This is a genomic window from Streptomyces sp. WAC03905, assembly GCF_057371075.1.
Window position 1 is genome coordinate 1,841,701 of record NZ_JBXYDZ010000003.1, and the last position, 14,095, is coordinate 1,855,795.

The 14,095-nt window shown below is 74.4% G+C and carries 14 protein-coding genes and 1 pseudogene; 7 read left to right on the forward strand and 8 right to left on the reverse strand.

What is annotated here, in order from left to right; translation table 11 throughout:
* The first annotated feature begins 211 nt into the window (after positions 1-211).
* Positions 212-670, forward strand: coding sequence for a ubiquitin-conjugating enzyme E2 variant (locus AC2RP6_RS10890; protein ID WP_486446046.1), 459 nt, complete (start codon positions 212-214; stop codon positions 668-670).
* A gap of 138 nt (positions 671-808) precedes the next feature.
* On the opposite strand, the gene AC2RP6_RS10895 is transcribed toward AC2RP6_RS10890, so the two are convergent.
* The gene (locus AC2RP6_RS10895; RefSeq protein ID WP_055599654.1) at positions 809-970 is read right to left on the reverse strand and encodes a hypothetical protein; all 162 of its coding nucleotides are present in this window, start codon (positions 968-970) and stop codon (positions 809-811) included.
* 278 nt (positions 971-1,248) lie between these two features.
* On the opposite strand from AC2RP6_RS10895, the gene AC2RP6_RS10900 reads away from it, so the two are divergent.
* Together AC2RP6_RS10900 and AC2RP6_RS10905 are read left to right on the forward strand one after the other, a co-directional pair.
* Positions 1,249-1,425 carry a CsbD family protein gene (locus tag AC2RP6_RS10900; RefSeq protein ID WP_486450289.1) on the forward strand — a complete coding sequence of 59 codons (177 nt, stop codon included), beginning with the start codon at positions 1,249-1,251 and terminating at the stop codon, positions 1,423-1,425.
* A gap of 264 nt (positions 1,426-1,689) precedes the next feature.
* Positions 1,690-1,878: a hypothetical protein gene (locus AC2RP6_RS10905; protein ID WP_486446047.1), complete on the forward strand. Its 189-nt coding sequence runs from the start codon at positions 1,690-1,692 to the stop codon at positions 1,876-1,878.
* Between the two features lie 18 nt (positions 1,879-1,896).
* Here AC2RP6_RS10905 and AC2RP6_RS10910 read toward each other — a convergent pair whose 3' ends face one another.
* The 5 genes and pseudogenes from AC2RP6_RS10910 to AC2RP6_RS10930 form a co-directional block, all read right to left on the reverse strand.
* Positions 1,897-2,613 (reverse strand): maleylpyruvate isomerase N-terminal domain-containing protein, encoded by a 717-nt coding sequence (locus AC2RP6_RS10910; RefSeq protein WP_486446048.1) that lies wholly within the window; start codon positions 2,611-2,613, stop codon positions 1,897-1,899.
* Between the two features lie 125 nt (positions 2,614-2,738).
* Positions 2,739-2,912 (reverse strand): hypothetical protein, encoded by a 174-nt coding sequence (locus AC2RP6_RS10915; protein ID WP_486446049.1) that lies wholly within the window; start codon positions 2,910-2,912, stop codon positions 2,739-2,741.
* Between the two features lie 259 nt (positions 2,913-3,171).
* Positions 3,172-3,723, reverse strand: coding sequence for a DUF1697 domain-containing protein (locus tag AC2RP6_RS10920; RefSeq protein WP_486446050.1), 552 nt, complete (start codon positions 3,721-3,723; stop codon positions 3,172-3,174).
* A gap of 20 nt (positions 3,724-3,743) precedes the next feature.
* A pseudogene (gene mgt / locus AC2RP6_RS10925) lies at positions 3,744-4,981 on the reverse strand (macrolide-inactivating glycosyltransferase).
* Positions 4,982-8,008: an FUSC family protein gene (locus tag AC2RP6_RS10930; protein ID WP_486446051.1), complete on the reverse strand. Its 3,027-nt coding sequence runs from the start codon at positions 8,006-8,008 to the stop codon at positions 4,982-4,984.
* 185 nt (positions 8,009-8,193) lie between these two features.
* On the opposite strand from AC2RP6_RS10930, the gene AC2RP6_RS10935 reads away from it, so the two are divergent.
* From AC2RP6_RS10935 to AC2RP6_RS10950, 4 genes are read left to right on the forward strand one after another with little or no spacing between them, the layout of a single operon-like run.
* On the forward strand, positions 8,194-8,847 hold the full coding sequence (locus tag AC2RP6_RS10935) for a TetR/AcrR family transcriptional regulator (RefSeq protein WP_486446052.1): 654 nt from the start codon (positions 8,194-8,196) through the stop codon (positions 8,845-8,847).
* On the forward strand, positions 8,844-9,827 hold the full coding sequence (locus AC2RP6_RS10940; protein ID WP_486446053.1) for an SDR family oxidoreductase: 984 nt from the start codon (positions 8,844-8,846) through the stop codon (positions 9,825-9,827). The genes AC2RP6_RS10935 and AC2RP6_RS10940 overlap by 4 nt, the downstream gene beginning before the upstream one ends.
* 16 nt (positions 9,828-9,843) lie before the next feature.
* Complete coding sequence (locus tag AC2RP6_RS10945; RefSeq protein WP_486446054.1) at positions 9,844-10,815, forward strand: phosphotransferase enzyme family protein; 972 nt, start codon at positions 9,844-9,846, stop codon at positions 10,813-10,815.
* 39 nt (positions 10,816-10,854) lie between these two features.
* On the forward strand, positions 10,855-11,640 hold the full coding sequence (locus tag AC2RP6_RS10950; protein ID WP_486446055.1) for an alpha/beta fold hydrolase: 786 nt from the start codon (positions 10,855-10,857) through the stop codon (positions 11,638-11,640).
* 79 nt (positions 11,641-11,719) lie between these two features.
* Here AC2RP6_RS10950 and AC2RP6_RS10955 read toward each other — a convergent pair whose 3' ends face one another.
* Both AC2RP6_RS10955 and AC2RP6_RS10960 read right to left on the reverse strand, forming a co-directional pair.
* Positions 11,720-12,457 (reverse strand): exonuclease domain-containing protein, encoded by a 738-nt coding sequence (locus AC2RP6_RS10955; protein ID WP_486446056.1) that lies wholly within the window; start codon positions 12,455-12,457, stop codon positions 11,720-11,722.
* 100 nt (positions 12,458-12,557) lie between these two features.
* Complete coding sequence (locus tag AC2RP6_RS10960; RefSeq protein WP_486446057.1) at positions 12,558-13,832, reverse strand: SAV2148 family HEPN domain-containing protein; 1,275 nt, start codon at positions 13,830-13,832, stop codon at positions 12,558-12,560.
* Positions 13,833-14,095: the final 263 nt, after the last annotated feature.

Below are 14,095 nucleotides of genomic sequence, written 5' to 3' on the forward strand. Positions count from 1 at the left end.
GCGGAGTCGGCCTCCGGGTGGCCCTGGTGCCGGGCACGACGCCTCTGCCGAACGCCTGCCGAACGCCGTATGCCGTTTGCCGTATGCCGTGCCGGCATGGGTGGTACGGGCTGGGATGCGGCGAGTTGGGCATACGCGGGATGCCCGGTCGCGGGACCGGAGGTTCCTGGACGGGCGACCACGCTACCGCGCTGGAAGGACGGGACACCCGGTGGATTCCACTGCTGAGGTCAGGCTGGAGAAGGAAGCGGCGCAGCTGACACAGTCGCCCGCCGACGACGGGATACTCATCGATCCCTGCGTCGGCGGTGATCCGTTCCGGTGGAAAGCGGTGCTGAAACCCGCCCCTGCGTCGGTGTTCGCCGGGCGGCACCTGCCCGTGGACATCACCGTCCCCACCGCCTATCCGGACTCGCCGCCGGGGATACGGTTCACCGAGCCCGTCTACCACCCCAACATCACCACCTCGGGCCGCCTCGACGTGAACGCCCTGAGCCTTGGGTGGAATCCGGCACTCACCATCGAAGCCGTCCTGCGCTCGGTGCTGACGCTCCTCGACGAGCCCGACGTCCACGACCCTCTTCGTCCTGAAGTCGCCGAGGTGTACGTGCTGGCGCCGCAGGACTACCGGCGACAGGCCCGGCACGGGGAGGAAGACCCGGCTTCCTGAGCGAGCCACCCGCCCCGGGGCGAGCATGCCGGCTTCTGCGGTAGGCGGTCTGCGGTCTGCGGTTCCGGGCGCGGGCATGCCGGTGGGCCCACCCCGTGACGGGGTGGGCCCACCGGCATGCAGTACGTCGGCCGCCTGCTACCAGCGGTACCAGCGGCCGCTGCTGTTCTTGGGACGGGCCACGAAGCCGATCAGCCAGATCACCAGGACGGCGATCGCGACCCACCAGAGGATCTTCACCGCGAAACCGGCACCGAAAAGGATCAGAGCGAGCAGAAGAACAAGAAGCAGGGGAACCATAGTTATCAACCTCCGAAGCACCGGGTGCCCGGCCGGCCGACACCTATGCACATGATCTTTAGGTGTTTCTTATCCGCGCAGGCGGGCAGACGCGCCCGCCCGGCTCCTCCGTCGTGACGTGGCCGTGCCGGATCCGGCGCGCTGCGGAGGCTCGATGGACCGGCCGGGCGGGGCCGGCGGGCGGAATCCGAATCGGCGGACGGATGTGGGGTTTGAGCCTCGGGATCGTGAGCAGGCGAGTCAGCACGACCAACCCGGTACTACACGAGGAGGTCCCCATGTCGGGCACCGAGAAGACCAAGGCGCAGGCCGAGCAGGCCAAGGGCAAGGCCAAGGAGGCCATGGGCCGTATGGTCGGCAACGAGCGGATGACCGCCGACGGGCACGCCGACCAGGCCAAGGGCAACGCCCGCGAGGCCAAGGAAGACGTCAAGGACAGCTTCCGCCGCCACTGAACCACCCCCTGCCGCGGCCCTGACCCGCGGCGCCCGCTGGGCCCCGACCCATTCCCCCCGGTCGGGGCCCAGCCACGTTCCGTGCGACCGGATACCCGAGCACCAGCCGTGGCCGCAGCCGCACGGGACGGGCCTCCGACCCGGATCGCGGTCCTCGCCGTGCCGAATGAGCGTCATGTCGCCGTATCCGCAGGCATGTTGCCCCGGCAGCTTGACGCCGACCGTATGGCGCAGTGCCATGAACCAGAGCGAAGGGGGCTCGGGGTGACCGACAAGGACAGCAACGCCGAGGGCCGGGGCGACGATCGTCCGCGGGGCCCACATCCTTCAGGTTTCGAGGACCGCGTCTGGCTGGTGGTGCTCGCGCTGATCGTGTTGGTTCTCTTCCTGGTCGGTCTCATGAACGCTGACACCGGCCCCGCAACCCCGGACGGGTACACGGGTTGGCGTTGAACCGGCCCTGCACGGCTGTCAGCCGAACAGGGGGAAGGACGCGGCGTCAGGTCCCAGGGCTCCTTCTTCGGCGTCCGTGAGGGGCACGCGGCCGGTCGCGGCACGTGCGTAGTGCTCGTCGCTCCAGTCGAGCGGGAGGGGTCGGCCCAGGAGTCCGTCCAAGGTGTGGCGTACGCAGGCGAGCCCGGACGGAGAGGGCCGGGAAGCGTGTGGGAGTGAGGCGACGAGGTCGAGGTGGTGGACGGTGGCCTCGACGGTGAGGGTACTCATCAGGTCGCCGGCGGTCAGGGTGTGGCCCTGGGTCGAGACGAGACGGGCGGGGTCGGTCGCGGCGGCGGCGTTCAGGGTGGCCGCCGCGGTCTCCAGGTACAGCCCGCGCAGTTGGTCGAAGTGCAGGAACATACCGGCGCTGACCCGCGCCCAGCGCCGGCCGTGGGCCGCGCCCTCTGTACCGGGGCTCCAGTCGCCCCAGTAGGTGACGGCGTCCCGGTCGACGGGCCCGGGGGCCGGGGTGTGCAGCGCCACGAGGCCGCGCTGGCAGTCCATGAGGCAGTGGAAGAGCAGGTCCCGGACGGCCCAGCCCGTGCAGGCGGTGGGCTGCCAGGAGTCCTCGTCCGTCAAAGGGGCTACGACGGCCGCGAGAGCCGCGTAGGCGGCGTGCAGGGCCTGGAGCGGTTCGGCCCGACCGGATTCCGGGGGCGGGTCCTGGTCGTGAGTCGGCTCGATGTCGGTCACCCGCGGCGGATACCCGTCGGCCCGCCCCGCATGCCTGCCGCGGGGACGGCCCGCTGCCCGCGATCACCAAGGAGGCAACGCCGTGATCGGCCCGCCGCCCGGCCGGCCCGGGGCCGGGGGCGAGTTCAGGACCGGGCGGTCCGGGCCTCCGGATACCGGCTGAAGACTTCGATGCTGTCGGGGGTGGAACGCCACTCCGGCAGGGCCGCCCGCAGTTCCGGCCCGGTCAGCCAGCCGTGCCGGGTGACTTCGGCGGGATCGGGGACCACGGCGTCCGGCACCACCGCGGCTTCGTGCACGCCGAGCCAGTGAGGGCTCGAGCCACTGCGGTTGATGAACGTGAACAGCAGGCGCGGCAGCGCACGCAGGCCCAGCTCCTCGGCCAGTTCCCTCGCGGCGGCTGTTCGTAGGGCTCGCCGACAGCTACGGCGCCGCCGACCCCGACCTCCAAGAACCCGGGGAAGCGCGATACCTGTGGCGACCGTCGGTGGCCGAGGATCCGTCCGCGCTCATCACGACACACCGTCCCGGCGACGCGGTGCAGCCAGCCCTCCCCGGTCAGGGGGCGGTCAGCTCCACGAGCTTGGTGACGGTGTTCCAGTTGCGGGTGGTGGCGTCGATGCCCTTGACGAGGGCGGGCCTGGCCAGGGCCTCGGCCAGCTTGGAGCGGCCGAGGCCGTCGGGGGCGTAGAGGTAGAGGACGCGGTCGCCGAGCCGGTACTCCTCGGGGAGGAACGCGGCCCCGTCGAGCGCGGCGAAGCGCTCCGGGCCGGGCTGCTCGGAGAGGAAGGTGGCGTGGAGCTGCCTGCCCTCCAGCTCGGCGGCCGGGAAGGGGCACGCCTCCGCGACGGCGCGCAGGTAGGCGCCGTCCACCACCAGGCAGGCGACCGCGAAACCGAAGTGGGCCTCGATGGCGGCCTCCAGCTCCCGGGCGAGGGCCAACGGGTCGGTCTTCGCGGTGCTGAAGACGGCGTTGCCGCTCTGCAGGTACGTCTGCACGTCACCGTGCCCGAGCCCTTCCAGCACGGAGCGGAGCTCCGCCATCGGGACCTTCCTGCTGCCGCCGACATTGATCCCGCGCAGCAGCGCCGCGTACTTCTTCGTCGTCATGGGGGCACCCTTGGGGGTGTCTACGACAGTTCGGCCTCGATGAGGTCGGCGGCCCGGCGGGTGCCGCCCTCGGTGGCCATCCCGGCCCGGATCTCCTCGGCGCGGGCGGCGACGGCGGGGTCGGCGGTGAGGGAGAGGACGGCCTCGCGGAGGGTGGCCGCGTCGGCCTGCTCCATCGGGACGTGCCGGGCCACGCCGAGGGAGGCCAGCATGTCGGCGTTGCCGAACTGGTCGACGGCCTGGGGGACGGCGACCATCGGGGTGGCGGTGGCGAGCCCCTCCTGGCTGCCGCCGGCGCCGGCGTGGGTGATGAAGGCGTCGGCCTGGCGCAGGATGTCCAGTTGGGGAACCCAGCGGTGGACCTCGACGTTGGCGGGGACCTCGCCGAGGTCGGCCTCGTCGGTGAACTTTCCGATCTGCAGGACGACGTACCAGTCGGGCAGGCCGGCGAAGGCGTCGATGCAGGCGCGGTAGAAGGCGGGCTGCTTGGTGAAGGCGGAGCCGAGCGAGACGAGCACGACCTTCCGGCCGGCGGCGGCCGCGGGCCGGTTCCAGGTGCCCTGGGTGGCGCTGCGGTCGCCCTGGCAGGCGCCGACGAAGGTGTGCACGGTCTCGTCGACGCGGTCGGCGTGGGGCTGGAGGGCCCTGGGGATGAGGACGAGGCTGCGGCGCGGTCGGCCCTGGAAGCGGTCGACCTGGTCGCCGAGGCCGTTCTCGGTGAGCCAGGCGGCGAACGCGGCGTAGTACGCCTGCCCGCGCTCGGATGCCTTCAGCTCGGCGAACATCGGCTCGGCCACTTCCTGTTCGTACCCCTCCCAGGCGACGAGGTTCGGGGAGAGGGAGACGGCGGGAACGCCCCAGCGGTGGGCGAGGACGGGCGCCGGGTAGGAGGTGATGTCGTGGAGGACGAGGTCCGGTTCGTCGCCGTCGAAGGCGGCGGCGAGCTGCGGGAGGGCCTGGACGGCGTCCTTGAGGAAGGGCTCCAGGTTGTCGATGAGTTCGGTGCCCCAGGCCTCCGGCTCGTCTTCGGTGGGGAGGGTGGAGGTGTAGACGACGGGGGTGGCGCCGGTCTCGGCGACCTTGTCGGCGAAGGCGGCGGGGATGGCGTAGCTGACGCGGTGGCCGCGGGCCACGAGCTCGCGGATCACCTCGATGCTGGGGTTCACGTGGCCGTGGGCGGCGATGGAGAACATGGCGATGTGGGCGGGCTTGGCGGAGGTCATGATCCGAAGATAACGAGACGAGACGTCTCGTGCAACTATTTACCGGACTGCTCGCGGCACGGGGCCAGCACGCGCTCGACGTCGACGGTGAGGGATTCGAGCCAGGTGAGCGCGCCGAAGTAGCGTGACGGCGCGACGCTTTCGGGCGTATCGGGATACACCCCGCCCTGCCCCTCAACGTCGGCCGCGTAGCCGTCGGCCGCGTAGCCGTCGCCCTCGTAGCCGTCGGCCGTGTCGCCGTCGCCCTCGTAGCCGTCGGCCGTGTCGCCGTCGGCCTCGTAGCCGTCGGCCGCCGCAGGAGCACGCTGCCCGTCGCCGGACGCGAGACCGTGCGGCCCGAGACCGCGCGGTCCGCGCGTCCGCCCCTCGGCGAGTGCGTTCCCGTCCGGCAGGACACGGGCCGACCCGGCCCCGTCCGGCACGGGGCCCGACGCGGCGCCGCCCGGCTCGCCGAGGGCCCCGGCGGGCGTCTCGACGCCGTCCCGCAGCGGGCCGGGGCCGGGCGCGCCCGTGCCCTCGTCCCGCCCGAGCGGAGCGCCCGGGTCCGAGGCGGAGCCCTTCGGGCCGTGGGTGCGGGCCACCGGGCCCGGACCGGCCGGCCCCGCTCCGGTGTCGCCCGGCCCGCGCCGGGACGCGGCGGAGCCCGCCCGCGCGTCCGCCCCCGGCAGGACACCGGCCGCCCCGGCCCCGTCCGGCATCGGACCCGGCCCGGGCGGCGCCCCGGCCCCGTCCGCCTCCTGACCCGGCGCAAGCGCGCCCGCGGAGCCCCTCGGCCCGTACGTGCGGGACGCCGGGCCCGGACCGGGCGGCCCGTGCGGGGACCCGGCGGAGTCGGTCGGCGTCCCGGTCGCGGGAGCAAGCGGCGCCCGCCCGGAGGCGCCCGTACCGACGGCCCGGGGCTCGGGTCCGGCGGAGCCGGGATCGCCCGCGTCGTACTCGGGGCGGACTCCCCCACCTCGTCCGGACACCTGCCCGCCGGCGTCGGTGCCGGACCCGTGCGGGGTTTCGGCACCGACCGGTCCGGTGGCGGAGCCGGGAGCCCGGCCGGCGGCGTCCCGCTCCGCGGGGGCCGGGGAGGTGGGCTTGCTCGGGGGGAGCCAGGTGGGCGCGCCGTCGGCGGCGCCGGCCGGTTCGGCCTCCGCGCGCCGGGCCGCCCCGTACATCGCCGCGACGAGCTCGACCGTGCGACCGCCCAGGCGGTCGCGGTGCGTCAGATCGAGCACGGGCCCGGAGCGGGCCAGCAGCCGCCGCGAACCCCACAGCACGTGATGCCCCGTCATCATGGCGGCCTGCCAGTCCGGGGCTCCCTGCGCGGGCGCCCGCGGCTCGCCCTGGCGTTGCGCGTAGGCGCTCTCCGCCAGGGACAGCGCGCGCTGGAGCGCCCGGTCGTCGGGCAGGGACCCCGGCACGCCCGCCGCCACGGCGGCCGTGGTGCGCTCGACGGTCTCGGCCTCCCGTTCCAGCAGCGCGGCGACGGCCCGGTGCAGCTCGGCCTGGGCTCCCCGCGGCCACGCGAGCAGCCCGAAGACGACACCGATCATGCTGCCGATGATCACGTCCATGATCCTGACCTCGGCCAGCCGCCACGTCACGGGCGCCAGCTGCGCGAAGACGAAGGACACCACGAGGGTGAACATCCCCTGGGCCCAGCCCACGCCCCGGACCGGCCCGACCCGGAAGGCCACGACCATGACGACCGGCAGGACGATGGCGTAGACGGTGGTCCGCCCGCCCACCAGGGTCAGGACGCCCGCGGCCAGGAGCGCCCCGAGCAGCGTGCCCGCGAGCGCCTGGCGCACCGTAGCCCTGGTCTGGGCGGCCGTGGTGCGGGTCAGGCTGAGGACGGCCAGCATGGCCCAGAAGCCGTGGGGCAGTGACTCCACGCCCGCGACGGTCCGTACGGCGCCGAGGGCGAGGGCGATGCGGACGGCGTTCTGGAAGTACACGGACCGGGGCCCGGCATGCGCCTCCAGCCGGTGCCACCACAGCACGAGCGTGCTGCGGTCGGCGTACCAGAAACGGACGGCGTCGACGGCCCCGGCGGCTCCGACGGCGCCGTCGGGCCCGAGGATCTGCGCACGTCGGCCCCGTACCGCCAGGTCGGCCGCCGCGGTGAAGGCCACGGCGGCGTCCGCGAGCTCCAGCAGCGCGGCCCGGCGCCGGCCGCGCGCGGCGGTGAGTCCCTGCTCCTCGTGTTCGGCGCGGTCCCCGGCCTCCTCGCGCAGTCGCCGCAGCGTCATCGCCTCGTCGTTGGCGCGGCCGGTGCCGGACAGGAGCGCGGCCGTCTCGGTGGCGGCCCGGCCGACCGCGGCCAGCAGATCCGCCCCGGGCTTCAGCGGGACCTTGCCCGGCGGCGGTGGCGGCAGGTGCTGCATACGGCCGAGGACCGTACGGACGGCCAGGCCCGCATGGGCCAGGGCCCGGTCGCGCAGGCCCGGCCCCGCAGGCCGGTCGGCCTCGTCGACCCGCAGCGGACGCAGCGATTCGCCCGCCGCGTGCAGGTCCGCCACGGTCGCGGCGGACAGGGTGTACGGCGCCCGGGCCAGCTCGTCCGCGCAGCGGGCGGCGACCACGGCGGCCCCGGCGGCCAGTTGCCGGTAACCGGTACCGCGTGGTTCCGGCAGGACGAAGAGTTCGGCGAGGACGAGCAGGGCGAGTCCGACGGTGACGCCGAGGAGCCGCTGGCCGAGGGTGTCGGGGAGGTAGGGCGGGAAGCTGGGCATGATGTACAGCAGTTGCAGCCCCGGCGTGGCACCGGCGGCTCGGGGGCCGGCGGCCGCCACGAAGGCGAGCACGAAGCCGATCACCAGCATGCCCGCCACGGCGCTCCAGGTCCGCACCGCGAGGAAGGTGCCGGCGGTCACGAGCAGCCAGATCGCGGGCATGGTCCTGGCCATGACGGCCGCCCGCTGCCGGCCGGTTCCGGGGATGTGGGAGAGCGCGGCCATCGACACGACGCCGAAGAGGGCGTAGGTGGCCGCCACCGGCTGGTCCAGCCCGTAGAGGAACAGGTAGAAGCCGCCGCATGCGGCGAGGGTGGTGCGGATCGCGCGCCGCGCCACTGTCCCCGGGCCACGGCCTGCGCGTCCTTCGCGTCCGGCGCCCACCCCTCCAGCATCGGGCCGTGGAGCGGAAGTCACCACCTGCCGGGGGCAGGGTGCCTGCGGAGCGGGGACTTGCGCCGGGGCGCACCCTCCCCGCATTAATAAATGAACAGGCATTTACTTATACGGGGAGGTGGGTGGCCGTGGGACGCCCCCGGGGGATCGAGGACGAGGTGATCCTCGCCGCGGCCGCGCGGGTCATGGGCCGGGTGGGGCCGACGGGGCTCACGCTGGCAGCCGTGGCGCGGGAGGTGGGCCTGGTGCCCGGCACGCTGGTGCAGCGCTTCGGCTCCAAGCGCGGCCTGCTGCTGGCCCTCGCCGACCGGTCCGCGAAGGACGCGGGTGAGGCGGCAGGACGCGCACGGCGGGACGGCACGTCCCCACTGGAGGTACTGGGGACACTGGGGACGCTGGAGGCGCTGACGACCCTGACGGCGCGGAACCTGGCCGGGATGGACACGCCGGAGAGCTTCGCCCACCACCTGGCGTTCCTGTGTACGGACCTCACCGATCCGCAGCTGTACGAACGCGCCCTGGCCGTCCACCGGGCCCAGCGGGCCGCGATCGAAGAACTCCTGACGGAGGCCGCCGCCACGGGCGGGCTCCGCGCAGGTACCGATGTCGCGGCACTGGCCGGCACCGTGCAGGCGATCACCGCCGGCGCGGGCCTCGTCTGGGCCGTCGAGCGCCGCGGCACGCTCGCCCGGCGCCTGCGGCGGGAACTCGACGCCGTACTGCTCCCCCACCTCCCGTCGGGCAGCCCGTCCCACCACCCCCAGGACCCGGAGGACTCATGACGACCGACACCGACACCGCCGTCGGCACCGGCACCGACGTCGGCACCCGCACGCGCCCGGCGGCCGGACGACCCCGGGCCGGTGGACCGCTGGCCGGCAAGGTGGCCCTGGTCGCCGGGGGCACCCGCGGCGGCGGACGGGGCATCGCCGTCGAACTCGGCTCCGCCGGCGCCACGGTGTACGTCACCGGGCGCAGCGGCGGCGGGGGCCGCTCGGACCTGGACCGGCCGGAGACGATCGAGGACACGGCGGCACGGGTCACGGCGGCGGGCGGCGTGGGCGTCGCCGTCCGTACCGACCACAGCCGTCCCGAGGAGGTCCGGGCTCTCGTCGAGCGGATCGGCGCCGAACAGGAGGGGCGGCTCGACGTGCTGGTCAACTCGGTGTGGGGCGGGGATCCGCTGACCGACTGGGAACGCCCGTTGTGGGAGCAGGATCTGGAGACCGGCCTGCGGCTGCTGCGGCAGGCCGTGGAGACGCATGTGATCACGAGCCGGTTCGCACTGCCGCTCATGGTCGCCCGTGGGAGCGGGCTGGTGGTCGAGGTCACCGACGGCAACACCGCGCGCTACCGCGGCTCGTTCTTCTACGACCTGGCCAAGTCGGCGGTGATCCGCCTCGCCTTCGCGCAGGCCGCCGAACTCCGGCCGCACGGGGTCGCCGCCGTGGCGATCACGCCCGGGTTCCTGCGTTCGGAGGCGATGCTCGACCACGTCGGCGTCACCGAGGCCACGTGGCGCGACGGCGTGGCGCAGGATCCCGACTTCGCGCACTCCGAATCCCCCGCGTACCTGGGCCGGGCCGTCGCCGCGCTGGCCGCGGACCCGGGGATCATGTCCAAGTCCGGTCGCGCGCTGGCGACTTGGGGTCTGTACGAGGAGTACGGGTTCACCGATGCCGACGGCACCCGTCCGGACTTCGCCGCGCACTGGGCGAGGGACCTGGAGGAGCGGTACGGCCCGCTCGGCGACCCCTTGTGAGTGGTAGAACAACGGCATGGACGAAGCGCGGGCGAGGGACGTACTGAGAGCGGCGGGCCTCACCGACTCCGAGGCCGGGGCCGGATCCGGGGCCGGATCCGCGGCCGGAGCCGGATCCGCGGCCGGGGCCGGAACCGCGGCCGGGGCCGGAACCGCGGCCGGGGCCGGAACCGCGGCCGGAGCCCCGGAGCCCGTGCTGCTCGCCCTCGGCGAGAACGCCGTGTTCGCCGTCGGCGACCTGGTGGTCAAGGTCGGCCGGGAGGCCGCGCTGCTGGAGCGGGCCGAGCGCGAACTCGCGGTGGCCGACTGGTTCGCCGCGTCGGGCGTCCCCGCGGTCCGTGCGGCCGAACCGAAGCCGCGGCTCGTGGGTGGACACCCGCTGACCCTGTGGCACCGGCTCCCGGACGCGGTGCGGGCCGCCGGGCCCGAGGACCTGGCGGTGCTGCTGCGGGCCGTCCACGCCCTGCCCGCACCGCCGTTCGCCCTGCCGCCGCGGGACCTGCTGGGCGGGGTCGAGCGCTGGCTGCGGCTGGCCGGGGACAGCGTCGACCCGGCCGACGCGGCGTACCTGCGCTCCCGGCGGGACGCCCACGCGGACGAGGTCGCCGCCCTGACCCCGCACCTGCCCCCGGGCCCGGTCCACGGCGACGCCCTGCCGCGCAACGTCCACGTGGGCCCGGACGGCCCGGTCCTGGTCGACCTGGAGACCGTATCGGCCGACCTGCGCGAACACGACCTGGTGGTGATGGCCCTGTCCCGCGACCGGTACGGCCTGCCCGCAGCGCAGTACGAGGCCTTCACCTCGGCGTACGGGTGGGACGTCCGCGACTGGGAGGGCTGCGCGGTCCTGCGCGGCGCCCGCGAAACGGCGAGCTGCGCCTGGGTGGCCCAGCACGCCCCCCACGACGCGTCCGCCCGTACCGAGTTCCACCGCCGGGTCGCCTCCCTGCGCGCGGGCGATCCGCACACGCGGTGGCACTCCTTCTGAGGGGTGGTGGGCAGGTCGCGGACCTGCGAACATCTGCGGATGATCACACTCTCCGACGACCTCGGACACCTCTCCTACGTCGTCACCGGCGACGGGCCGCCCGTCGTCCTGGTGCACGCCGGTATCGCCGACCACCGCATGTGGGACGCGATCGTGCCCGCCCTCGCGGAGCGGTACACCGTCATCCGCTACGACCTGCGCGGCTTCGGGCAGTCCGCTCCGCCGAGCGGCCCGTTCGCCGAGACCGACGATCTGCGCCGGCTGCTGGACCACCTCGGGCACGACCGCGTCCGGCTCGTCGGCGCGTCGTGGGGCGGCCGCGTGGCGGTGGACTTCACCCTCACCCACCCGGACCGGGTGCACTCCCTCGCGCTGCTGGCCGCGCCGTGGCCGGGATACGGCTGGGGCGCGGGGATGATCGCCTACGACGAGGCGGAGACCGCGGCCCTCGCCGCGGGCGACCTGGACGCCGCCGTCGCCACGAACCTCGACATGTGGGTGCGCGGCCCGGCCCGCACCTGGGGCGACGTCGCCCCGGGGCTGGCCGACCGGCTCCGCGAGCCGATCCGCACGTCGCTGGTGAACCAGGACGTCGTCGGCGAGCACTCCCAGGGCGTGGTGCGGGGCGACCTGTCCGGGATCGAGGTCCCCACCCTGGTCGGCGTCGGCGCGCTCGACGTGGCCGACTTCCAGGACATCGCACGGCGCTACGCCGCCGAGATCCCCGGCGCCACCCTGGTCGAGTTCCCCGCGGCCGCCCACCTCATCGCCCTGGACGCCCCCGCCGAACTCACGGCGGCCCTGGCTCCGTTCCTCGCCCGCTAGGGGGTGTCCCACCTTGACCCGCCGGACACCCCCCAGGGGGTGTCCGCGCGGGCCCGCCGGCGTACCCCTCGCCGGCCCGTCAGGCGGGGATCAGGGTGCGCAGCGGCCACGCCGTGTCGATGACCGCGTCCGGGGTGCCCTGGCGGCGGAGGTAGGACTGGAAGTCCCGGGCCCAGCGGGCGTGCCAGGTGCCCTGTCGGGCGTGCAGGTCCGCCGGGGTCAGCTCGGCGACCTGCGGGTGCCGTTGGGCTATCGCGCGGGCCACGTGGACCGCGGCCAGTGCGTCCGCGCCGGCGTCGTGCGCCTCCTCCAGCGTGACCCCGTACACCCCGCAGACCGCCTCCAGGGTCCGCTTGCCGCGCCGGAAGCGGTCCACGGCGCGGTCGATGGTCAGCGGGTCCACCACCGGGCCGGTCTCCTCGCCCCCCAGCCGGTCGGCGAGCGACGGCAGCCCGTGCCGGGCCAGTTCGGCGCTGAGCAGGGTGAGGTCGAAGGCCGCGTTGTACGCGACGACGACCGCTCCCCCGCGCCAGTGCGCGACCAGCGCCTGCGCGACCTCGTCGGCGACCTCCCGCACCGGGCGGCCCTCGGCGACGGCCCGCTCGGTGCTGATCCCGTGGATGGCCGAGGCCCCTTCCGGGATCGGTATCCCCGGATCCGCGAGCCAGCCGCGCCGTTCGTGCACCGCACCGCCGCGCACCTCGACCACGGCAGCCGTCACGATCCTGGACTCGCCCGGCTCCGTGCCGGTCGTCTCCAGGTCGAACCCGATCAGCACCCGGCCGTGCCAGCCCCCCGTACCGCGCTGGTCCTCCACCCCTCGTCCCTCCCCCGTACACCTTCGGTCAACGGGTTTCAGCCTGCCACGGGCCACTGACAGGCCCGACGACGGGCCCCTGCGGCGGTGGAGGCGGCGCTCACGACACGGGACGTGAGTCCCCCCACATCGACTCGAATTCCTCCCGGTACGTCGCGAACAGCCCGTGGTCCGCGTCCTTGGGCACGCCCCGGCCGCCGCCCCGCAGCACCAGCACCGGCGATTCCATCCCCCGTGCCCGCCGCAGGTACGACTGGACCACCGCGATGCCCGAGGCCTGGCCCTCCACCAGATAGGCGGTGAAGCGCGGCGTCTCGTCGAACACGTGGATCTCGAAGCGCGAGGGGTCCCGCAGCCCCGCCCGGACGCGCCGCACGTGAAGGATGTTCATCTCCACCGAGCGGCTCAGCTCCCCCTTGCGCAGCCCCAGCTCCCGTTCGCGCCGTTTGACCGCGCTGCTCGCCGGATTCAGGAACAGCAGCCGCACCCGGCAGCCGGCCTCCGTCAGCCGCACGAGTCTTCGCCCCGAGAAGTTCTGCACCAGCAGGTTGAGCCCTATGCCGATGGCGTCGAGCCGTCGCGCGCCACCGAAGAGGTCCTCCGCCGGCAGGTTGCGCTGGAGGCGTACCCGGTCGGGGTGGACGGAGACGACGTCGGCGTACCGGTCGCCCACGAGGTCCTCGACGGCGTCGATCGGCAGCCGGTCCGCGGCGGGGCTGCCGGAGCCCCCGCCCAGCACCTCCAGCAGCCGCGCCGAGGCCCGCTCCGCCTGCTCCAGCACCGGCCGGGACAGGGCCCGGTTGCGGGAGACGACGTTGCGGGTGACCTCCAGCTCGTCCAGGGCCAGCTCGATCTCGCGCCGGTCGTCGAAGTACGGCTCGAAGCAGGGCCAGTGCTGGACCATCAGCTCCCGCAGCTGGGGCAGGGTCAGGAAGCTCAGCACGTTGTCGTCGGCGGAGTCGAGCAGGTAGCCCTTGCGCCGGCTGACCTCGCGGACGGCGACGGCCCGCTGGACCCATTCCTGCCCGGCGGGACCGGCGGCCGCGACGACCCAGTCGTCGCCGTGGACCGGTTCGTAGATGGGCCGCAGCACCGCACCGACCACCGACCGCAGCCGCTGTTCGATCAGGTTGAGCCAGATGTACGCCCGGCCCGCCCGCTGGGCCCGCGTGCGGACCTCGCTCCAGGCCTCCGCACCCCAGTCCAGTTCGGCACCGGCCCCGGCGCTCCCGGCCTCCGCCGGCCCGCCCGCCAGGGAGACCGCCCCTGCCGGGAGCCCCGTCGGCGCCCCGCCGGGGACACCACCTGGGGCGTCCGCCGGGCCACCCTCGTGACTGCTGTCACCAGGGGGCAGCTCCAGACCTCCCGAGCTCACCCGTGCACCGCCTTCTGCGTCTGGACGCCCGTCTCCAGTGATCACGGAAGGGTATCCCGCGCGCGCGGCCCGGTGCAGCCCGATGGCCCGCACACGGACCGTCCATTGACCCATTATCCGATGCGAGGACAGTCCGCTGACCCGACTGTCGGGTCTGCGGGTCACCCGGTAGGACCACTCCCAAGTACGCGCTTGGGGGCCCTCTTTCGGGGAAGATCTGGCAGTGACGCGGTCCACGCCGGATCATCCGGGACGTCTTCGAC